We start from the raw sequence: 21512 nt of genomic DNA on the forward strand, positions 1-21512 counted from the left end.
CGGTACTTCTTTCAGCGTGCCGAAAGTCGACGTAAAAGCAGCGAAGCTAGCAAAGGCTCACGGCACGGACAGCTGCACATATACTATCGATACGCAAGGTAAACGCACCCCGCACAATTTCATGTGCGATACCCCCGTATTGATAAATTCCATATTCTGAAGTATCGTGGAGCTTCTATGAACTATATTGCGCTCCTGCGCGGCATCAACGTCGGCGATTCCGTCCGCATTACGATGAAAGAACTCAAAGCCTTGTTTGAAAAAACGGGCTGCACAAACGTGTCGACCTATATCAATTCCGGCAACGTGATTTTCACGTCCGCGGACGATCGGCTTGTTATCCGTAAAACTCTCGAAAAAGAATTATTAAAAACGACCGGTACCGATATAAAAGTATTGATCAAAACAAAAGACGAAATCGATGCGATCGCCGCTGCCGTTCCTTCCGGCTGGAAAAACGACACCGAACAAAAAGCGGATGTCGCCTATTTATTCGACGTAATCGACGATGCGAAAATCATCGATGAACTTCCGATAAAAAAGAAATTTATCGACATACGCTACGTAAAAGGCGCGCTTATGTGGAATGTCAAACGCGCCGATTACAACAAAAGCCGAATCAATAAGATCATATCGTGCGGACTGTACAAAGATATGACGATACGCAATGTGAACACCGCCCGCGCGCTGCAAACTTGCATTGCCGCGGGCATGCCAAAAGCTTAATCCAAAGCCCCGAAAATACAAAAAAGCATTCCCCACTTGAATAATATGAGTTAAAAATTTATTATTAATCATGGCTAAGACCGTAGATGTATTCGAGACGGATACACTTACAGAAACATTTATCGAAAAATCAGTTCTCAACGCCGGAAAGAAGATTTTGCAGGAAAAAAATATTGCAAAGGTCGAAGAATTCGCTCTTAAAATAGCGGGCGCCTTTGGAGCGAACGATTCCGTTTCAGTTTCCGAATTTGCCGATGAAAAAAAATTGATTGCCAGTTTTAACAATAATATGACGCTTTTGATCCAAAAGACTTGGGTGGAAAAATCCGACGCGGAACTTAAAGAGCAGGTTTTATATCAGCTTGAGCAGTTTTGTTCTCTCATTGATTTTGATACGTGGAACAAAGCGTATTCTCCGTTTTTAAAAATAATATACGATGCGGTTTATCTGATGTTCGGCAGTCAGGCAAAACAGGAAGATTTTCTTGAATACGCTTTCCGCATAGATCCCGAATTCGGGATTTTTTGGTGGTATATCCAGCTGCTGCCCCAAGAGGCGGATTGGACGTCGGAAAAATGCAGGATTATAATTTTATTGGGTATGTATTTTCTGGCTAATTACTAGAATTCGACAGTCCGGAGTTTTACAGCTCCGTTTTTTTATGTAAAATGGTTAAATATGGATATTACGGCTGTCTGCAACGGTTTGCGAAAAAGTTCAAAGATATTGGCAGGGCAAACGGCAAAACAAAAAAACGACGCCCTCGCTTCGGTCTGTAAGGCTATTGAAAAACGTCGAAAAGAAATTCTTAAAGCCAACGAAAAGGATATAAACAAGGCCTCTCTTGCGGGAATGAGCGGAGCGCTCATAGAACGGCTTTCTCTGGACGATAAAAAGATCGACGGAATAATAAACGGCATACGGACAGTCATAGCGCAATCGGATCCGATAGGAGAAGAGATTTCCGGGTGGAAGATGCCCAACGGGATATATATCCGCCAAATCCGTGTTCCGATCGGAGTAGCCGCCATTATTTACGAGTCGCGTCCTAACGTAACGGCAGATGCGTTTTGTCTTGCTTACAAAAGCGGTAATGCGATCTTATTGCGGGGTTCGTCTTCCGCGCTTTTTTCAAATAAAGAAATAATAAGAGCGATAAAAGAAGGACTCTCATCTTGCCCGGACGGCGTTTCCGGTGCGGTGGAGCTTGCGGATTGTTCGGATCGAAGCGACGTTGACCGGATACTTAGCGCCGTCGGCCTGATCGACGTAGTTCTGCCGAGGGGCGGCGAAGGCCTTATAAAAACGGTTGTGGAAAAAGCAAAGATTCCCGTCATTCAGACGGGGAGCGGCGTCTGTCACATTTACGTAGACAAAACGGCGGATCATGTAATTGCCGCCCGTATTGCGGAAAATTCCAAAATACAGCGTCCAGGTGCCTGCAATGCCGTTGAAACCGTTCTCGTTCATAAAGATGAAGCTGATGAATTTCTGCCGCTTTTGGAAAGGCAGCTTGCAGGCCGGGTACAGCTTCGCGCCGACGGAAGGGCTTTTGAAATTTTGCATACAGAATCTCAAAAAAACGGAAGGGATTGTGTAATAAAAGCGGATGATAAAGATTTCGGATTTGAATTTTTAGATCTCGTTTGCGCCGTAAAAACGGTGGATTCTTTGGAAGAAGCCGTTTCGTTTATAAATGAACACGGAACGAAACACTCGGATTGCATAATAACCAATGACCTTGTCAGTGTCCGTAAATTTCAGCAGCAGGTAGACAGCGCCTGTGTTTATGTAAACGCTTCCACTCGCTTTACGGACGGAGGGGAATTCGGGTTCGGAATGGAACTTGGAATAAGCACTCAAAAACTTCACGCACGAGGCCCCATGGGGATAAGAGCTCTTACGACTACAAAATTCCTGATTGACGGAGAAGGACAGATCAGATGAGCGATTCGGGAAACGGAAAGATACTTGCCGAAGTTGTATCGCGGTCAAGAAAGATCATCATAAAAATCGGCAGCAATACGCTTGCAAAAGAAGACGGCACTGCAAATTTTGAATTTATGCAGAGCTTTTCCGCACAATGTAAGAATTTGATAAACAGGGGAAAACAGATAGTGTTGGTTTCTTCCGGGGCGCAGGTAAGCGGTATTTCAACTATATCCGGCTGGGCTCATAAAAGGGACGTACATTATCGGCAAGCTTTGTGCGCCATAGGGCAGGTCGAGCTTATGAATAACTGGAGAAAAGCCTTCGGCGAACAGAGTTTGCACATAGGTCAGCTTCTTTTAACAAAGGACGATTTTGCCGACGATCACCGCACTTTAAATATCCGAAATACGTTGTTCACGCTTGTAGACGAAGGCGTTATTCCCATTATAAATGAAAACGATTCGGTTTCTTTTGACGAAATCCGTATAGGCGATAACGATAATCTGAGCGCTTTGACGGCAATTTTGTGGAGTGCGGATTTGCTCATATTGTTCAGTGATATCGACGGAATATACACCGATAATCCTAAGACGAACAAGGATGCAAAACTTATAGAAACCGTGAGCGACATAGAAGATCTTAGGAAAAATATAAAAATCGGAAGCGCGAACGATTTCGGTTCCGGGGGAATAGAAACCAAGCTTCAAGCCGCCGAAAAGACGACATCATACGGAATTCCGATGATCCTGGCTAACGGAAAACAAAACGACAGCCTTGAGCATATTGCCGACGGGCGCGGAAAAGGAACATTATTTTTGGCGGATGAAAAATGCCTTATCCGCGCGGTCGGAAGAGGATAGTATTCGGCCGATTTTATAACACAATTTGGGAGGAAGTATGAAAGATATTGCAAACATTACGATAGGCTGTATAGGGGCAGGAACAATGGGAAGCGCGCTTTTAAAAGCTATGACAAAAATCATAAGACCTGAAAAAATATTTGTTTCTTCCCTTAATTTTGAAAACGCAAAAAAGTTTTCCGATGAAACGGGATGCACGGTTTGTAAAACCAATACGGAAGTTGCTTCTTTTTCGGATTTTTTATTTTTGGGAGTAAAACCGTCCGTAGTCTTTCAGGTTTTAAACGAAATAAAGTCTTCTTTAAGAAATTCTTCGGTCATAATATCAATGGCGGCGGGAATCCCTCTTGAAAAACTCCAGACGGCGGCAGAAGGTTTTTCCGTCATGCGTATAATGCCTAACATGAGCGCGCTCGTGGAACAGGCGATAACGGCTCTGTGTTGTTCCGCCGACGTATCTGCAGACGACATTGAAGTTGTAACAAAACTGCTTGAATGCGCGGGCAGGGTAGAAAATGTCAGCGAAAGTCTGATGGACTGCGTTACGGGCGTAAGCGGCTCAAGCCCGGCGTTCGTGTTTATGTTTATCGAAGCGCTCGCGGATGCGGCCGTGCGTTACGGAATGCCGCGTCAGCAAGCCTATGTCTATGCGGCGCAGACGGTAAAGGGAGCCGCTTCAATGGTATTGGAAGACGGAAGATGCCCGGCTGCATTAAAGGATGCCGTTTGTTCTCCCGCCGGCACAACTATAGAAGGGGTCGCTTGTCTTGAAAAAAACGGGTTTCGAAGCGCGGTTATAGAAGCCGTCAGCGTTGTCTGCGATAAGGCAAAAAACCTGAGCAAAAAGTAAGAGCCGTAAAGGGCGGCCCGGAAACGGCCCCGGTATGGCGCGCTATTTTGGCGGCGGTTCGGCTTTGCCCGCATTCCGGGCTGCCTAAAAAGTTTAATTTCCTGGGCAGGCCTTAAACAACATCGTAATAATAAGCTATCGTGTAAGCGGCGATCTCTTTAAAACCGCATTTTTTATATAACTCATACGCATTCGTGTTTTTGTCTTTTACAAAGAGGACGCAGTTTTTTTGATTTGAAAAAAGAAAAGAAATGAGGCTTTTTAAAACGGCGAAGGCAAGTCCTTTTCTGCGGTGTTCGGGAACGGTGTATATCCCGCCTAGCTGAGCCCATTCCCAAGAAAGCGAGGACGTTGCGGCTTTTGCAACTGCGGAACCGTCTTTTGTAAAGGCTGCAAATATATATTGCTCTTTCATTCGGCCGGAAAGCATGTATCGGCAGATCACAGGATCTGCCTTGCGCCCGAAAGGCAAAACTTCTTCTTCCTGGTACGCTGTTTCCAGAGGCAAAATATTTAAAATATCCGCTTGCGTGCAGCGCCTGATTTCCACGTCGATAAGAGGCTGAAAAATTTCTTTTTCGCTTTCACAAATGCCGTTATTCTTTAACTCCATCAGGCGGTAAGAATTCTTTATTTTATATTTTACATTGTTTATTTTTTCGAGGGCTGAAATGAGATATTCCGAGCCGAGAGCTTCGCCGTTGATGCCGGAAACGGAATGTTTTTTCAATATTGCGGCGGCGTCATTTTTTAAAAGATCCGTTTGAAATTCTTCGGGAATATAATGCATGAGCATATTCCCTCGGGATAAAGCGATAACGCCTTTTACTTCGTCTTTTATTCTGCTGCAAAGCGCATAAATGTAAGTTTCTTTTTTTTTCAAGGATTGAATGAGGGCTACGCAAAAAGGTTCGTGTTTTTTTAAAAAATCATTTAAGGCTTTATCTTCACGGTCTATAGGAATAAAATTCATAAAGCTTGCGAAGGCAAAGATTTTGCAAGATAAAAGCCTTGTATGGAATCGCAGCCCAATTCTTTTAAAAGATCGAACTGTTTATCTGTCTCAACCCCTTCGGCTATTACTTCAATGCCCAATCTGTGGGACATATCTATTATCGCTTTTACGATATTTACGCCGGATTTGTCGTGGGGAATGGGATCTATAAAGGATTTGTCTATTTTTAAAAGATCAAGGGGCAAAAGACGCAGGTAATTAAAAGACGAATAACCCGTTCCGAAATCGTCAAGGGCAATCTGGATTCCCATATTATGTATGGCGGTCAGTTTTTCTATGACGGAATCAAAGGAATTTATAGCGATCGATTCCGTGACCTCGATTTCAAGTTTATCCGGCGGCATACCGGTTTCTTTCATAATCGAAGCCAAATTTTCAATGAACAGCGGATGTTCAAATTGCACCGCCGAAATATTAACCGACAGCAAGGGAGAGTTATACATGTCCTTTATGATTTTAAGGTATTGATTTATGCTTTCCCGCAAAACCCACTTTCCGAACGTTATGATGTCGCCGTTTCTTTCCATGATAGGAATAAAGACTGAAGGGCGGATGTAGCCGAAATCCTTTGAGGTAAAATAAGACAGAACTTCAAATCCGCGAAGCTCTTTCGTATCGGTATTGAATTGCGGCTGGAATAAGAGCGAAAAAGTTGAAATTTTTTGATTTTCATCTTCGTCCAGATCCTGAAGCGGCATTATGCCGCTGTCAAGATCTTCCAGCGTGTAATGAATATCCGTTTCCAGAGCGATGCTCTTTCGCAACGTGCTGTTAAAAATGACGCTGCGGTTTTTACCGCGCTTTTTAGCTTCGTACAAGGCCATGTCCGCATATCGAAGAATTTCAGAATCGTTTTGCGCATGCTCCGGAAAGCGAGCAATACCTATGCTGCATGTTACGGAATAATTTTTATTCTTGTATACGAACGGCCGTGTTATTCCGATTTCTATTTTTTCAGCTATTGAAAGCAGCTCTTCATCCGTTTTAGATCCGGAAATTATTAAAAGAAATTCGTCGCCGCCCATACGCCCCAAAAGCATGTCCGGCTCTACATGGCAGGAAATATTGTGCACCGCTTCCTGTAAAAAAATATCGCCTATCTTATGTCCGAGGGTATCGTTTATGACTTTAAAATTATCCAAGTCAATAAACATTATTGAAAAAGGCGAAACGGAGGCTTGAGGATCCGTCATGTTTTTAAGCGTGTCGGATATTTTTCTTCTGCTGGCAAGACCGGTCAATTCGTCCGTATAGAGAAGCTGCTCCATTTCGATTTTTGACTTGTTGAACTGGCAGAGTAAATTCCTTTGCCGGTAATAAATGAAAAATAAAAAAACGGCGGCAGCTAAAGGATTTAAAATTCCCGGAAGAACGAATATGTTATATTTAATCAATATTGCAAGCGCAAATAAAAATGGGATTCCGTTTAAAATCTGTATAAAGACAAAACCCCTGCATCTAAAGTTTAAGATCACAAAGCAGAATATGAATGTGAGAAACAGGCTTGAAGCGGAAAAAAATGAAAAAACAAACTGTATTCGGCCGTTATTTAAAAGTTCCTGCGCGGCGGCGCCGTTGAGCTGCATAAAGAATATGTAATGTGCAAAAAAAATAAGAACGGCCAGAGAAATACGTGCAAGGAGAAAATCTTTGTTATACGGTTCGTTATTTACTATTTCCATGCTCACAATGATAATTATAGAATATATAACATAAAAAAACTATAATTTTAGCGCTATGTTGTTACATTATTAAGCCATTTTCCCGAACGCACGCGGATTATTCCGGCAATTGACTTAAATATATTTTCACACAAAAGGCATGCGTATACCTGCCAAGGCTGCCAGCGGAAGACAAGAGCAGTTACAAAGCCCATCGGTATTATGATCGCCCACATCCAAAACAGATCGTGAAACGCCGCATATCTTGTGTCCCCGCCGGATCTGCAAATACCTACTATGAACAGCATATTAAACGAATTAAACGGATAAAACCATATGAGCGTCCAAAGCATTAACTGGGCTTGCCGCAGTATGTCGGGTTCCACTTTAAAGAAGGACGGCAAAAATAAAGAAAACGGATACAAAAGGCAGCCCACCGCAAATCCTACAGCCGGTATGAAAAAGGCAAAGTGCTTTGCGTATGCGCGGGCGCTTTTTTCATTTCCGGCGCCTATCTGTTTTCCTATTATGATTCCTGCGGCGCTGCCGAAGCCTATAACAAAAACCCATGACAGCTGCGAGATAGTCCCGGTGATATTAAAGGCTGCAATTGCCTTTGTGCCTATGCGCGCAAAGATAGCGTTTTCAAAAGTGATTCCCGTGCCCCACAAAGTTTCATTGAACAACACGGGGAGCGCGGTTTTTATAAATTTCGCTACAAACGCGCGGTCGAAGCTTAAAAGCTCCTTTAACGTTCCGCAGGGTTCGTATTTTTTTGAATACGAATAGCATAAAATGATTGTCATTTCGATGCTGCGTGAAATAAAAGTAGCGACGGCCGCTCCCAAAACGCCCAAGGCGGGAATAAAAACGCGTACGCCTGAAAAAGACAGATTCAGCCCGAAGATGAGAATCAGGTTGAAAAATGCGTTTAGGATAACGGAAACAAACGTTGAAAACATAGGTAAGCGCACGTGCTCCGTGCTCCTAAATGAAAACTGGTATGCAAAACTTATAGCCGTCGCAGGATAGCTTAGCCCCACGGCGCGAAGATATTTTGCTCCGCATTCGATTACTTTGGGATCCTTTGAATAAAAACCTATGAGAATTTCCGGTATGAACAGCGTGGCAAGGGTAAAGATCAAAGAAACCGCGACTGAAGCGGAGAGCATAATGCCCAAAACCTGCCGTATGCGGCGTACGTCGTTTTTTCCCCAATACTGGGCTATGAATATGGAGCCTCCGCTTGCAATGCCGAAAAGTATCATATTCAATATGAAAAATATTTGGTTTCCCAGCCCTACGGAAGCTATTTCCACAGCGCCGAGCTGACCTACCATAATGGTATCGAGCATATTTACAAAGGTCTGCATGAGCTGCTGCAGAGTTATGGGAACGGCGATTAAAAAAAAGTTTTTATAAAATCCGGGAACTTTTTGTGTTTTCATCATAGCTTTTATTACATCAGGCTGTAAACGCCGGCTAAGCCCTAGTTTCTGAAAGAATGAATTGGCGCGGGTATTCTTCCTCCCCGATTTATAAAATCCTCGCAACCAAACCTGTTTACGGATATTATCGGCGCGCCTCCCATTAAACCGCCGAATTCGGCCCAATCACCTTCTTTTTTGCCGGGAACGGGAATAATCCTTACAGCCGTGGTTTTCCCGTTGACCATGCCGATCGCAAGCTCGTCCGCCATTATACCGCTTATCGTCGCCGCGCTAGTATCGCCGGGGACAGCGATCATGTCCAAGCCCACGGAGCAAACGGTCGTCATTGCTTCAAGTTTTTCTATAGTGATGGAATGATCTTTTACGGCGTTTATCATCCCTTCGTCTTCGGAGACGGGAATAAAGGCTCCGCTCAATCCGCCCACGCTTGTGCTTGCCATAACGCCGCCTTTTTTTACCATGTCAGTGAGCATCGCGAGCGCGGCCGTAGTTCCGGGAGCTCCGGCTCTTTCCAGCCCACATTCTTCAAGAATACGCGCTACGGAATCGCCTACGGCGGGCGTCGGAGCTAAAGAAACGTCCAAAATGCCGAAACTTACGCCGAGCCGTTTTGCGGCCTCGGTTCCTACAAGCTGCCCCATGCGCGTGATCTTAAAGGCGGTTTTTTTAATGCCGTCTGCAAGAACGTCTATGGGTTTGCCCTTATATTCTTGCGCGGCGGCTAAAATTACACCCGGGCCCGAAACTCCGACGGAAAGAACGGCGTCGCCTTCTCCCTGCCCGTGAAAGGCCCCCGCCATAAACGGATTGTCTTCCGGCGCATTGCAAAAGACTACCAATTTTGTGCAGCCGTAGGCGTCTTTTTCTTTTGTGAGTTCAGCAGTATTCTTTACTATATTGCCCATAAGTTTTACGGCGTCCATATTTATGCCGGACTTTGTAGTTCCGAGGTTTACCGAAGAACAGACCCTGTCGGTTACGGCAAGAGCTTCCGGAATGGAATTTATGAGCGCAAGATCTCCGGGTGTAATCCCTTTTTGAACCAAAGCGGAAAAACCGCCTATGAGATCGACGTTAAGTTCTTTTACGGCTTTGTCCAGTGTAACGGCCCATTCCACATAGCTTTTTTCTCCGCTGGGCTCCGCAATTAAAGAGATAGGCGTAACCGCAATACGCTTGTTTATAATAGGGATTCCGAATTCTTTTTCAATTTCCCCGCCTACCTTTACAAGATTTCCGGCGCGGCGCATGATTTTGTCGTATACCTTCGTGCGGCTTTCTTTTCCACTTGAGCAGGCGCAATCGCGAAGCGAAATGCCCATCGTTATACAGCGTATATCCAGTTTTTGCCGCATGAACATGTTGACCGTTTCTTGAATTTCGACCGGTGAAAAAATCATATATTAACCCCGTAGCTCTAAACTTTAAACATCATATCCTAACGCAAAGAATATATCAAATATTCTATTAAAGCATGGAAGACAGCCGTTGTTTTCCGTAAATCGTATTGTTTCCGTTACAGGCGTAAGCTATTGCGCATGTGATAAAAAAATACGGAAGATATTTAAAGCCGAAAACTTCGCAGCCGATAAACATGGGGGCTAGAAAGGTATTTGTCGCGCTGCCTAAAACGGAGGCGGAACCCAGCGCCGCGCATAAAACCGGCGGAAGTTTTACAATGCCTGCAAGCACATAACCGAAAGAAGATCCTATACAGAGCAAGGGAGAAATTTCGCCGCTTTGAAATCCTGCGCTTAAAGAGATAACTGTAAAAAGAATTTTTAAGATCCAATCCCATGCGTATACTTTACCGCCGTGGAATACCGAATGGGTTATACCGAGACTGAGCCCCGAATAGCGTCCTCGGTATAAGGCTATGGAGGCTATACTTATTGCTAAGCCGACAATAAAAATCCTGACACAGTCGTTGGGTAAAATTTTCTGCAGCAAAAGGCGCATTTTTTTGTCCGCAGTCGAAAAAATCCGGCCTACCATACAAAATGCGAGAGAGGCGATAACTATGCGGAATATGTTTCCTGCGGTAAACGATATTTCTGCGTCCATTAAAATCGTCTCCATCGGCACTCCTAATTTACCTGAGACAAAAGAAGCCGTAAAAGCGGTAATAAGGGAAGGCAGAAACGCTTCGTAAGCGAGGCTCCCGGCTACGAGCACTTCAAGCGCAAAAAACACGGCGGCTATTGGAGTTCTGAAAAGCCCTCCGAATCCGCCTGCAATTCCCGCTATCAATAAAATGCGGGCGATTCTGTCGTTGCGGAAAATTTTTCCTACTCTAAAACCCAGCGCCGCTCCGATCTGTATGGCAACCCCCTCTCGCCCTACGCTCGCACCGAACAAGTTGGAAATCCACGTAGATACGATGATAAACGGTATGATCCTTTTAGGGACGGAAGGCTTTTCGCCGTATCCCACTTCGAAAATCAAAGAAACACCTTCAGCGCTGGACCCGCCCCAACTTTTATAAGCCGATACTATAAGAATTCCTGCGATACCCAAAAACGGAATAAAAAACAGCGGGTGCGATACGCGAAGCGCATCAAGGAACAAAAGCCCTCTCCCGAAAACTGCGCACACCAATCCTGCAAAAACGCCTACAAAAACTGCCAGCAATAAGATCAAAAAAACGTATGTTTTGTGTTTAATAAAATCAAAGACAACCTGCATTCAAGCTCCCATAAAATTCAACAGTCGAACAAAATTTCAATTTTCGACCAAATGCAATTCGTACGCACTTTGCGCACAGTTCAATTTATTTTATGAATTATCGATAATCTTATACATAGGTCTTTCTTTGGGGTGAAACTCAAGGATGTGTTTTTCACAAGGCAGAACTTCAGAGGGGTCATGAGTTACATGAAGCAATGTCGTGGTTCCGCTTTCGGCTATGGTTTCCAGCAAATTCAATATATTTTCTCTGTACGATTTGTCAAGTCCATGGCAGGGTTCGTCTAAAATAAGGATTTTAGGACATTTAACCGCTGCGCGCAGTATTAAAAGCGCCCGCTGCTCTCCGTAGCTTAAATTCCCGAAAAGTTCTTTTTTTCTGCCGGAAAAACCGCCTAAGTTTAACCATTTTTCAGCCGTGATAACTTCCAGGTCGGTTTTATGTTCGTAAAGACCTATGGAATCGCGGAAGCCCGAAATGATTACCGATTCCAGATCTGTTCCGCCGAGCATCCGATATTCTACGTGCATTCTGTACGACACTATTCCCAACTTGGATTTTATGTCCCAAACGGTTTCTCCCGATCCGCGGCGCTTTCCGAACAAGGAAACGTCGTTGCAGAAAACCTGCATATTGTCGCCCGTTATAAGCTCCAAAAAAGTTGTTTTCCCCGAGCCGTTCGGGCCTCTTATGAGCCAGTGTTCGCCTTCGTAAAGCGACCATGTAAGATCGTCCAAAACGACATGACCGCTCCAAGCCACATTGACGCGCTTCATTTCAACTAGGATCTTGCGCTCTGCCCGTGACGCCTTGTCTGCATTGCCGGCCGTTTGACATAAAGACCGCGTTTTAAAAGACTCATCGTTTAACATAGAAACTTCGGCTATAAATGTTTTTTTACGGCTTTTAAGTTCGGAATTATTTTCTTTTTCGCGCTTAAAAAGCAAATTCTCGTAATCGTTTTTCGATCCGCAAAAACTTATCTTTGCTCCGGTAAATTCGATCACATCATTTATCGCGCCGGGAATTTCGGAATATCTGTCCGACGATAAAATTATATAAGGCAAAGTGTCGTCGATGCGGGAAGACCGTTCTTTTACCGTTTCGTCAAAAAACTTAAACAAAACGCTGCGGCTTTCAGAATCCAGGCCGGCGAACGGGTTGCTTAGGATGAGCAGTTTTTTTTCGGACAAAAGAGAGCGGCACAAAAGAGTGCGCCTTATTTCGCCGGTGGACATGTATTTTAATCCTCTGTCCAGAATATCCTCAATTCCGCAGAGTTTTACATACCGGTTGTTTTCAAGGCATTTTATATTTTCAGGAAGGATTTCGTTTTTCTTTACACTGCGTGAAAAAATCGCCTCCGCAAGAAAAATGCGCCCTGTTCTGCCCGCGTCTACGCCGTCCGGCGAAAATTCGCTGTCGTCGTTTTTACGCTCTTCTTCGATGAGCGCGGCGGCTCTTTCCAGCGAAACGGTCTCTACGGAAGAAGAGAAAACGTTTTTATAATAAGAGCCGTCATCATTCGGTTCGCAAGATGCACCGCCGGACATACCGTTTTCCGAAAGCGCCTTTAAAAACGCTTCTTTTCCTTCGCCGCCGGGACCCGTCACAAGCCACGCCTCGCCGCTTTTCATAGTCCAGCTTAGATTTTGAACGAGGACTTTTCCGCGGTCTTGTATGCGGCAATTTTTTATGGATATAAGGCACGAACCGTCTTGCATATAGAGAGTATACTACAATAATGTGTTTTAAGTCATTTGATAGTGCAAAACGGCAAAGCCTAAACGTTGCGAATTGTGCGCTCATGCGCGCTAAGGCGCCGCCCTCAAAAGCGCAGATTTTTCTGCAGCGGCGCATTTTAATGAATAATTAATCCGAATTTGAAATTTTTAAACATCGGGTGTAATATATATATGGGCAAAGGAAAGTTCCGCTTTGATATCCAGACAATATCATCAATCTTCCCGTCTATATTGAACTCTTTGTCCTCCTAATAACCGGTAGTAAGTTTTACTGCCGGTTTCGGTTTTTAAATCAGGGTTAAGCTGTAAAACGGCGCGGTACCTAGACGCAAGGGGTCGGTTGCGGCGAGTCCGCAGTCTGCCGTTTTATTTGCAGCCGTGTGTTTTGTTGTGAAAATATTTTTCTTCAATTAAGCTATACGAGTTTTACCGAAAAAGCATTGCGCTCAGCAGTTGCCGGGGTACACGTATTCGAGGTATTCCCGCGCGATCGAAACAGAGCGGTATACCGTATCGACAGGCGTCGCATCCGCATTCTTCATGCGCCAGTGCGGAAAAAAGCGCGTAATGTGCAGCGGCATAGCTTTATCGATTTTCGAAACCCACTGTGCAAGGGAACGGATCTCCTCTTCTCCGTCGTTTTTACCGGGGACGATGAGCGTAGTGAGCTCAACATGTGTCCGCTTCGCCGAGCGAACAATCGTATCTTTGACGGCATCAAAATCACCGCCTAACGCCCTGTACCACTCGCGCGTAAATCCTTTTAAATCGATGTTCATCGCATCGACGTAAGGCAGCACTTCTTCTATCACATCGGCGCTGACGCAGCCGTTTGTAACAACTACGTTTTTCATGCCGAGAGAGTGTACACAGCGCGACGCATCGCGCACGTATTCCCACGACACAAGCGGTTCGTTGTACGTGTAGGCGACGCCGATATTGCCGCAGGGGATAAGCGATAAAGCTTTTTCAGCAAGAGCCTCGGGTGAAACATACACCGTTTCGATGCCGCCGCCGCTCTGTGAAATCTCCGCATTTTGGCAAAACGGGCAGCGCATATTGCAGCCCCAACTTCCCGCCGACAAAATCACGCTTCCGGGAAAAAATCGATAGAGCGGCTTTTTTTCGATAGGATCGAGGGCTAATGCTGTGAGCCGTCCGTAATTGAGCGGGACGATTTTTCCGCCCCTGTTCATTCGGGCGCGGCATTTTCCAGTTCGGCCATCGGCGATCGAGCAGCGGTAAAAGCACGTATCGCACACGGCTGTCGCTTTTGACTCAGCGCTTTCCACGCTTACGTCGTCCTTCATCACAGTATCCCGAAATCAATAATGGCGCACAACTTCAAAGCGCTCAAGCTCGGGGTTTTCGCTCATATCGATGCCGGCTTTTTTGCACGCAATTTCTATTTGCTCGTCAATTGTGTTTACCGTTTCGAGGTTCGGCAAAAGTAAGCCTCGCCTGCTTCCCTTCGTCACGATGACGCCGTAGCGCTTTACGTCGAGCTCGGTTTTCGACGAAATTTTTTCAGGGCTCGAGAGAACATCAACGCTGTATACGAGAGATGAAAGTTCGTCTTCCTCCACTTCGGAAAACCGCGGATCGAAAGCGGCGGCGCTTACCGCATTGTGCGCGATCTCTTCGGCGATGTTTGCGCACACAGGGGCGATCGTTCCGATACAGCCGCGGAGCATACCGTCTTTTTTCAGCGATACAAAAACTCCCGCGCGATTGTCGAGCAAATCGCCCGAAAGTTTCATCTGTCCGGGGATGCTTGAACCCACTGCCGCGCCGCCTTCGATGCGAAGATAGCCCTTCGTCCGAACGTAAGTTTCGACCGCGAGCCTTGCAAGGCGGACATATTCGTCTTCGCTTTTTTTCCGTTCATCAAAAGCTCGCCGTTCGTTTTCTTCGTACCGCTCCAAAAAATTGCGCGCTTCGTCACTCCCCGTCACGCCATAGATACAAATCCCGTAGCCCACGCCGAAAGGCCCTTCGTAGGAAAGCCTTTCCGCGCGGACTGCCGTGCGGTCGAGGCTTCCCGCCATAATGATAAACGAACGATGACCGCACTCCGCAGCGTTTTCACAAAAATCAGGGCTGAACAAGCTGGCCGAAAGTAGCTTTCCGAAATCTGCGTTTCCCATAACGTTCATGATACGCTCATCGTATACGGGGCCTTCCGCGCGAAATCCGTAGGGCCCGTCCTCTTTTAGCACGTGAGACAGATCTCCGCTTGCAACGACGACAACTCTTTTCCCCGTTTTTTCCGCAGCCCGACGGATGCACTCGCCGAGCGCATAATGCGCTTTGTACGACTGCCCCGAAAGACCGATGCGCACGAGCTTATAATCTGTGTAATACTTATTGATAAAATACAGCGGCACCGCCGTACCGTGGTCGAGCGGCGCATGCTTTTCCGCTTTCGTACCCGCTGCAATCTTTGCCGCGTCGGCTTCGCTGCAGACAGCTTTAACAAGCACCGTATCGTAAAAAAGGTGAAATCGCACTTCAGGCGCGCCGAACTCGGAAAAATCTCCGACCGCTTCGGTTCCCGGCGATATGTGAAAGTAATCACGGTAGAGAGTTGCATGTGGAGACGTGACGACGATCGTTTCGGGCTTTAGACTCGCGATCTTTTTTGCAACCTGCACATATGCGGCTACCGTCGCAGCAATTTCATCTTCCCTGCCGCGCCCCACTTCATGCACGATTAGCGGAGGATGCGGAACCATAAACGCGCCGATTATCGCCATAGCAAACTCCCGTTTTAAGAATTATTTTGCCGCTCCTGTAAAAGCGCGGCGCTTTCTTAAAATAATTGTACTCCATTTTTTCTGAGCCGTAAACGCCGCCGTAAAGTGCGTGCTCGCATTTATCGATTTGTGCGTCCGCCGCTGCAGGCGCGTCTTTGGCGCGCGTTCGTCCTGTGTACACGGCGCATGTCTTCTCGCGAATTTGACTGACGGGCGCGTTCGCGGTATTGTTATCGTATGGAAAGCGCAGCGAATTATTCCCTTGGCGGAAATGCCGACTATATCCCACAGGCGTAAAAACATGATATGCAAAGAATGTTATTCCGAACAAAACAGAGCGACTCCCTTGCTTAATGCCGCGGAATGTTTAAAAAATCATACTCAGTACATATGCGGTTCCTGCGGAAGATGTATTTGCATAGAACATACGGAACGAGGCCTGCAAAGGTGGAATTTTCCTTTTAGAACATTGGAAATCGCAAAGCTGTATTTAAGGACGGCGGATTATACGGTGAAAAATTGCTGCGGCGTCTATGAAATAAAAAATACAAAAAGTAAAATTTCGTACAAGATTTTATCAGGAAAGGACGACTTGCTTTTATATCTAAAGAAAAATCCCGATAAAAGCTGCAAAGAAGAAAAGCCGGTTTTTTCCGTAAAGGAATACGCTGAATTTCCCAATACGGAAGTACGAAAATTAACCGCTTTGGAAGCCGAAAAATATCTGTCTGAAAGATAGAATTAAACGGACTTTTAGAATAACCTTTATCGGGAGGATAACTATGAGCGAATTTAGCGGTGTGGCCGATACAATGCTTATACCTATGGCGGCGCGGATTTATGCGTCCAAACGTTTTCCGGAATATTTTTATGACGAAACGGCTTTGTCACTGGAAGAAAAAATACCCAAAGAAACGCTTGAGCGGATTTGGAAATCATCTTCCGAATACACTATGCTGGCTTCCGTAGCCCGCTATCACAATTTTGACGAGATAACGAAAAACTTTATTGCCGCGCATGAAAAATGCAACATCATTAATCTGGGCGCGGGACTTGAAACTGCGGCATTTCGGCTGCAAGCAGAAAGTGTGCAGACAACCGGGACGCAGGCAAACATCATACAAGCAGACAACTTACAAGAGGCAACTGTACAGGGAGCCGGCAAACATACCGCAAGGACACATACACCTGTCACATATACGGACGGCGCAATTTTTTACGAAATAGATTTGCCTGAAGTTATCGAACTGCGCAAAAATATCTTGGGCAAAAAAGAAAACGAGACTCTCATAGGAGCCGACCTTTTTACGCTGAGATGGGCAGAAAACATAGACGCCGCCCTTCCGTCTTTGCTGGTTGTTTCAGGCGTGTTTCAATATTTCCGTGAAGAAAAAATTTTGTCGTTTTTGTCGGACATAAAAAAACGCTTCCCCGCCGGAGAATTGATTTTTGATGCGACGAATGAAATCGGCATAAAATACGCGAATAAGTACGTACAAAAGACAGGCAACGCTTCGGCGCATATGTATTTTTACGTAAACGACTGTTCCGTCTTTGCAAAAAAATGCGGTATGGAGCTAATCGAAAGGCGCACGTTTTATACCGCCGCACGAAAAATGTTGAAGCGTAAACTGAAGCTGTATACCCGCATAGCGATGAAAGTGTGCGACGACGGCGGAAGAACGGTCATCTTACATTTAAAACTTAATTGATTTTGAGTGCCGAAATGAACGATCATCTTCTACTGTTGCTGCCTTTTATTGGACTGCCGTATTCCATTTTAATCAATAAGACAACGACGAGGCTTTCAAAGCTTTACGGATAAAGACTTTTAGCAGTTTCTCTATTGATAGGCACAGAATTTTTTTGTAATAATTTTTCCCTTATCTGTTGGAATTATGAAAAGAAATATACGTATATGAAATTTGTATTATTCTTTTTATTGTGGATTCAAGAAAACTTAAAAAAAATAGCTAAGGGAGAAATGCAACCTTTTATTCCATTAAATTTATTCAGAAGGGAAAAATTCATCCCCCTCCCACCGCTCGCCGAACAACATCGAATCGTTGCCAAGATTGAAGAACTGTTTACTAAGCTTGATTCCATCAGGGCGCATTAACTGATTAGTTTTATCTTGAAAGGTCAGGGTACAATGCCCAATGCTTTGCATTGTATGTGCGATCCGGTACGGATGCCGGTGGTTCCAAACAGAAGTGGTTTCATTCGGCTTTAATACTCTTTGTTACGGCATGGAGCGGAGACGTAAAACTTCTGGCATTAAACTCTCCTCTCGGAATACACGAATAAACGATAAACCGTATTTCCTCAAATAAAAATCTAACCCAAATGATTTAGGTTCCTCAAGTAAAAATCTAACCGTAGCTATTTTGACCAAGGGACAGCCATAGAGATAAGCGTACTTTGGAGCTGTTGTGTTTTCTCAAGCAGCAGTTGCAAATCCAAGTTGACCATTCTCCGTCTCAGTTCCTCTTTTTCAGCAGGGCTCAGTTCCTTGCTTTCCATAAGCCTTCGGTAAGGAGTCTTAGCAGTATCATATTTTTTTATAACCTTTGCGTCTATTCGTGCCTTAGCGATAATCTTCATCGAAGGGAAAAAAAAGTTGACGAGCTTGTTATAGTATTCATACAGTTCTGCCATGACTTCTCGTGTTTCTTCTCCTTCAAAGCGGTAATAGCCGACAATTCTTCGTACCACACTGTCATTTTTCTGCTCGACAAAGCAATTGTCATTCTTTTTGTATTCTCTACCTCTGGTAAATACAACCTTATGCTCTTGGCACCATTGCAACAGCTGAGTATTTTTGAACTCACCTCCGTTATCACTGTCGATGCCTTTCATCTTAAACGGTAATTTTTCTTTTACATCATCGACCGCTTCTTTTGTCCAGCGTTGGGCTTTGTTCAAAAGAGCTCTGTTTTCCGTCCATCCTGAATGCACGTCGGTGAGTGTGAGCGTACAAACATACTGACCTTCGCTCCTCATACCGCAATGAGCGACCGTGTCGGCTTCAAAAAAGCCTGGTTTTTTCTCGTCCCAATTGAAATAGGTGCGTATGGGAATAAGCTTATTCAGATTTTTTGCAGGACGTGTGGTCGAAATACCGCGGATTGAATGTTTTGGGATTTCCGGCTTGAGAATCCTTGCGACCGTTGCGCTTGATATGGCGCTTAGTTTAAGCTTGAGTTGTTCATCATAGCCTGCCTTTTGAGCAAAGTAGTCGATGTTGTCGCGGATGAACGGAACAAGGCGTTTTGCACACAGATACATCGATAAAATCCACAGGCGAATAACTTCCTGTTGTACGTCTTGACAGTAGTATTTTTCATAGCGCCGCTTTTTGCGTACTTTCGTAATGACCTGCACGCTCTTTTTTTCAACGTTGTTAAAGTGTGTTATTTTTATGTACGCCGTGTTTTTCAAAATGTGGATGGCATACTTTCGGTTGTAGCCGGTGGTCGCAATGAACTCATCGATGATTTTCGTCTTGTGCTTTTTGCTTGCCGTACAGTAGCGTTTTGCCGTTTCTTCGGTTAATTTCTGTTTCGTTTTCATGTCTAACCCCATTTTGCCCTTCCTTCGGGCTTCTATTGTGACTCAGATTTGGGTTAGATTTTTACGTGATTCACCGCTTTTTTTTCGGTTAGATTTTACGTGAGGCAATGCGTAAACTAGCATAAAAATAAAGGCTTATGTTATAATAGAGCATCTCTAAAAACGTGGTTGAATTTTTCGAGGTTTCCACTAAAATTATGTGGAGGGTTGCCAATGTCCTATGAAAAATATGCTCAAATAGAAACTCTGGTTTTAGAAATGCCTTATGAACAGAAAATTCAACTTCTCTCTATGATTGCAGATAATCTAAAAAATACAAAAGTAATTGAAACGGTTCATTCACAGACTAAAAAAATAAAACGCTGCTTCGGTATTGCAAAAGGAGAATTTTCTTATCCGAGAAATTTTGATGAGGATAATGACGAAATTGCAAAACTTTTTGGAACCGTGTGATGAAGATACTCTGCGACACTCACATTTTGATTTGGTTTCTAACGGGAGATGAACAGCTTTCAACAAAGGCGCGTGCCATTATAGAAAACGAGGAGAATGAAATTTATTTTTCTCTTGTGTCCGTATGGGAAATCAGTATAAAACATTCACGAAAGCCGGAGCAGATGAGCCTATCACCTAAACGATTTGTAGAATTGTGCGAAAGTCAGGGGTTTTTAGAATATCCGATAGAGCAGAGGCATATTCTTGCTGTCGATACGCTGCAACGTCCTGTAGATGTGCCGGAACATCATGACCCGTTTGATAAACTTTTACTTTCACAAGCAAAAACTGACAAGCTAACATTCATTACACATGATTCGCTCATTCCGGATTACAATGAGCCATGCATAGTCCCTGTGTAAAGAAACCCGTAAGTATTATGATACAGATCGTTTATTAGACATTATCACTCTCATTACACAGTAACCGCTAAGACCGACCGATTGAACTAAAGCGATCACCCTCTCGTTGGAGAAAGCTCCGGTTTGAGGACGATCCTTTTGTGAGAGGTGTTTCCTTAAATTTTATATGCGCCGCTCTCTTTACCACGTTACATGGGTAATTGATAATCAGCGTTAGGGATTGAAGGGGCAGCGCAGCTGTTCCGAAGGAATGGAGCGTTAGTGGAACCCCGTAAAGCCCGACGGTTTACGCGGACGCGGAAACCGGAACGCCCAAAATAATTACACATTATAAATCAAATAAGGAGAACCCTATGGATTGCAAAGAAGAAATCGTCGATTCGCGAAATTTTAATGAAAAAGCCTTTGAAAACACAAAGCATAATGCGCAAGCGCTTTTCCGCCTGAACCACACTGTGCCGATATATGGATGAATACGATGCCGCTTTGCGCGAATTGTCCGGCGGCAATATTGCAATAACAGCATGATCTCAACACCTTTGCAAGACATGTGTTTCACACCGAGGACAAAATCGAGAATAACGTCTATACAGAAAACAAACTGTTCTTATGAAGCCCGTACAGGTGTGATATAATACATATAGTATATTCAGGTACGAAAGCGGAATAGGGGTAGACGATGTCCATTAAGGCAAAAGATATGACACCGGCTGAACGCAAGGAGCGCGTGGCGCAGCTGGTAAAGCAGTTTAAGGCGAACGAGGCGTTTTATCTTTCCAAAGATTTTGTGGAAAGCGAAGTGCGTAATAAATTTATCGATCCGCTGCTTGAATGCCTAAAATGGGATGTCAAAAACGAAAAGGGTGCGCGGCATGACAGGCAGGAAGTAATTACCGAAGACCGCGTAGTGATGAACGGTCAGGTAAAGCATCCCGACTACACGCTCTGCTACGGGGGCGAGCGGAAGATGTATGTTGAAGCAAAGCAGCCGAGCATCGATCTTAAAACGAATCCCGAACCGGCGCTGCAAGTGCGGCGGTATGCGTATACGTCGAAGATGCCGATTGCAGTGCTGACGGATTTTCAGGAATTGGCAATTTACGATACGCGGATTAAGCCGAGCGAAAAAGACACTGCTGCGACCGCCCGTATTGAGTATCTGACCTGCGATAAACTCGTCGAAAAATTTGAAGAGTTATACGATAAAATCAGCTGGGATGCCGTCGATCTCGGCACCTTCGATACCTATTACGAAGGGACGAAGGATAAGCGGGGAACGGCAACCGTTGACGACGACATTTTGAATATGATCGAAAAATGGCGCACGATACTTGCCGAAGATATTGCGCTGCATAACGAAGGAAATTTTAAAAATAACAATAGTGAAAAATAGGGAGCA

General features: G+C 44.8%; 20 protein-coding genes. 11 read left to right on the forward strand and 9 right to left on the reverse strand.

Annotated elements, in window-relative coordinates; all coding sequences use genetic code 11:
* Positions 1-177 precede the first annotated feature (177 nt).
* From HRI96_RS10920 to proC, 5 genes are all read left to right on the forward strand, one after another.
* Positions 178-726 (forward strand): DUF1697 domain-containing protein, encoded by a 549-nt coding sequence (locus HRI96_RS10920; RefSeq protein WP_210117381.1) that lies wholly within the window; start codon positions 178-180, stop codon positions 724-726.
* 70 nt (positions 727-796) lie between these two features.
* Positions 797-1351, forward strand: a complete 555-nt coding sequence (locus tag HRI96_RS10925; RefSeq protein WP_210117382.1) for a hypothetical protein — start codon at positions 797-799, stop codon at positions 1349-1351.
* Between the two features lie 54 nt (positions 1352-1405).
* Entirely contained in the window at positions 1406-2674 is a 1269-nt protein-coding gene (locus tag HRI96_RS10930) for a glutamate-5-semialdehyde dehydrogenase (protein WP_210117383.1), read from the forward strand.
* The gene (gene proB, locus HRI96_RS10935; RefSeq protein WP_210117384.1) at positions 2671-3519 is read left to right on the forward strand and encodes a glutamate 5-kinase; all 849 of its coding nucleotides are present in this window, start codon (positions 2671-2673) and stop codon (positions 3517-3519) included. The genes HRI96_RS10930 and proB overlap by 4 nt, the downstream gene beginning before the upstream one ends.
* A 37-nt stretch (positions 3520-3556) precedes the next feature.
* Positions 3557-4369: a pyrroline-5-carboxylate reductase gene (gene proC, locus HRI96_RS10940; protein ID WP_210117385.1), complete on the forward strand. Its 813-nt coding sequence runs from the start codon at positions 3557-3559 to the stop codon at positions 4367-4369.
* Positions 4370-4481: 112 nt separating this feature from the next.
* On the opposite strand, the gene HRI96_RS10945 is transcribed toward proC, so the two are convergent.
* From HRI96_RS10945 to amrA, 8 genes are all read right to left on the reverse strand, one after another.
* Positions 4482-5342: a GNAT family N-acetyltransferase gene (locus HRI96_RS10945; RefSeq protein WP_210117386.1), complete on the reverse strand. Its 861-nt coding sequence runs from the start codon at positions 5340-5342 to the stop codon at positions 4482-4484.
* The gene (locus HRI96_RS10950) at positions 5339-7066 is read right to left on the reverse strand and encodes a putative bifunctional diguanylate cyclase/phosphodiesterase (RefSeq protein WP_210117387.1); all 1728 of its coding nucleotides are present in this window, start codon (positions 7064-7066) and stop codon (positions 5339-5341) included. Before HRI96_RS10950 ends, HRI96_RS10945 begins: the two co-directional genes overlap by 4 nt.
* 53 nt (positions 7067-7119) lie before the next feature.
* On the reverse strand, positions 7120-8496 hold the full coding sequence (locus HRI96_RS10955; RefSeq protein WP_256729234.1) for an MATE family efflux transporter: 1377 nt from the start codon (positions 8494-8496) through the stop codon (positions 7120-7122).
* Positions 8497-8534: 38 nt separating this feature from the next.
* Complete coding sequence (locus tag HRI96_RS10960; protein ID WP_210117388.1) at positions 8535-9896, reverse strand: PFL family protein; 1362 nt, start codon at positions 9894-9896, stop codon at positions 8535-8537.
* A 67-nt stretch (positions 9897-9963) separates the two neighbouring features.
* Entirely contained in the window at positions 9964-11181 is a 1218-nt protein-coding gene (locus HRI96_RS10965) for a chloride channel protein (protein WP_210117389.1), read from the reverse strand.
* A gap of 90 nt (positions 11182-11271) precedes the next feature.
* Positions 11272-12906, reverse strand: a complete 1635-nt coding sequence (locus tag HRI96_RS10970; RefSeq protein WP_210117390.1) for an ATP-binding cassette domain-containing protein — start codon at positions 12904-12906, stop codon at positions 11272-11274.
* A 467-nt stretch (positions 12907-13373) separates the two neighbouring features.
* The gene (gene amrS, locus HRI96_RS10975; protein WP_210117391.1) at positions 13374-14237 is read right to left on the reverse strand and encodes an AmmeMemoRadiSam system radical SAM enzyme; all 864 of its coding nucleotides are present in this window, start codon (positions 14235-14237) and stop codon (positions 13374-13376) included.
* Between the two features lie 15 nt (positions 14238-14252).
* Complete coding sequence (amrA, locus tag HRI96_RS10980; RefSeq protein WP_210117392.1) at positions 14253-15683, reverse strand: AmmeMemoRadiSam system protein A; 1431 nt, start codon at positions 15681-15683, stop codon at positions 14253-14255.
* 304 nt (positions 15684-15987) lie between these two features.
* On the opposite strand from amrA, the gene HRI96_RS10985 reads away from it, so the two are divergent.
* The 3 genes from HRI96_RS10985 (at position 15988) to HRI96_RS11000 (ending at position 17802) form a co-directional block, all read left to right on the forward strand.
* Complete coding sequence (locus tag HRI96_RS10985; RefSeq protein ID WP_210118701.1) at positions 15988-16422, forward strand: hypothetical protein; 435 nt, start codon at positions 15988-15990, stop codon at positions 16420-16422.
* A 43-nt stretch (positions 16423-16465) separates the two neighbouring features.
* Positions 16466-17395 (forward strand): class I SAM-dependent methyltransferase, encoded by a 930-nt coding sequence (locus tag HRI96_RS11805; protein WP_256729235.1) that lies wholly within the window; start codon positions 16466-16468, stop codon positions 17393-17395.
* A gap of 134 nt (positions 17396-17529) precedes the next feature.
* Entirely contained in the window at positions 17530-17802 is a 273-nt protein-coding gene (locus tag HRI96_RS11000) for a restriction endonuclease subunit S (RefSeq protein WP_210117393.1), read from the forward strand.
* Positions 17803-18065: 263 nt separating this feature from the next.
* On the opposite strand, the gene HRI96_RS11005 is transcribed toward HRI96_RS11000, so the two are convergent.
* Positions 18066-19268 (reverse strand): integrase catalytic domain-containing protein, encoded by a 1203-nt coding sequence (locus tag HRI96_RS11005; RefSeq protein WP_210116713.1) that lies wholly within the window; start codon positions 19266-19268, stop codon positions 18066-18068.
* Between the two features lie 201 nt (positions 19269-19469).
* On the opposite strand from HRI96_RS11005, the gene HRI96_RS11010 reads away from it, so the two are divergent.
* The 3 genes from HRI96_RS11010 to HRI96_RS11020 all read left to right on the forward strand — a co-directional run bounded on the left by HRI96_RS11010 (position 19470) and on the right by HRI96_RS11020 (position 21506).
* The gene (locus HRI96_RS11010; protein WP_210117394.1) at positions 19470-19709 is read left to right on the forward strand and encodes a DUF2281 domain-containing protein; all 240 of its coding nucleotides are present in this window, start codon (positions 19470-19472) and stop codon (positions 19707-19709) included.
* Entirely contained in the window at positions 19709-20113 is a 405-nt protein-coding gene (locus HRI96_RS11015; RefSeq protein WP_210117395.1) for a type II toxin-antitoxin system VapC family toxin, read from the forward strand. The genes HRI96_RS11010 and HRI96_RS11015 overlap by 1 nt, the downstream gene beginning before the upstream one ends.
* Positions 20114-20792: 679 nt before the next feature.
* On the forward strand, positions 20793-21506 hold the full coding sequence (locus tag HRI96_RS11020; protein WP_256729236.1) for a type I restriction enzyme HsdR N-terminal domain-containing protein: 714 nt from the start codon (positions 20793-20795) through the stop codon (positions 21504-21506).
* Positions 21507-21512: the final 6 nt, after the last annotated feature.

The sequence above is a fragment of the Treponema parvum genome (assembly GCF_017893945.1).
GTDB lineage: Bacteria > Spirochaetota > Spirochaetia > Treponematales > Treponemataceae > Treponema_D > Treponema_D parvum_A.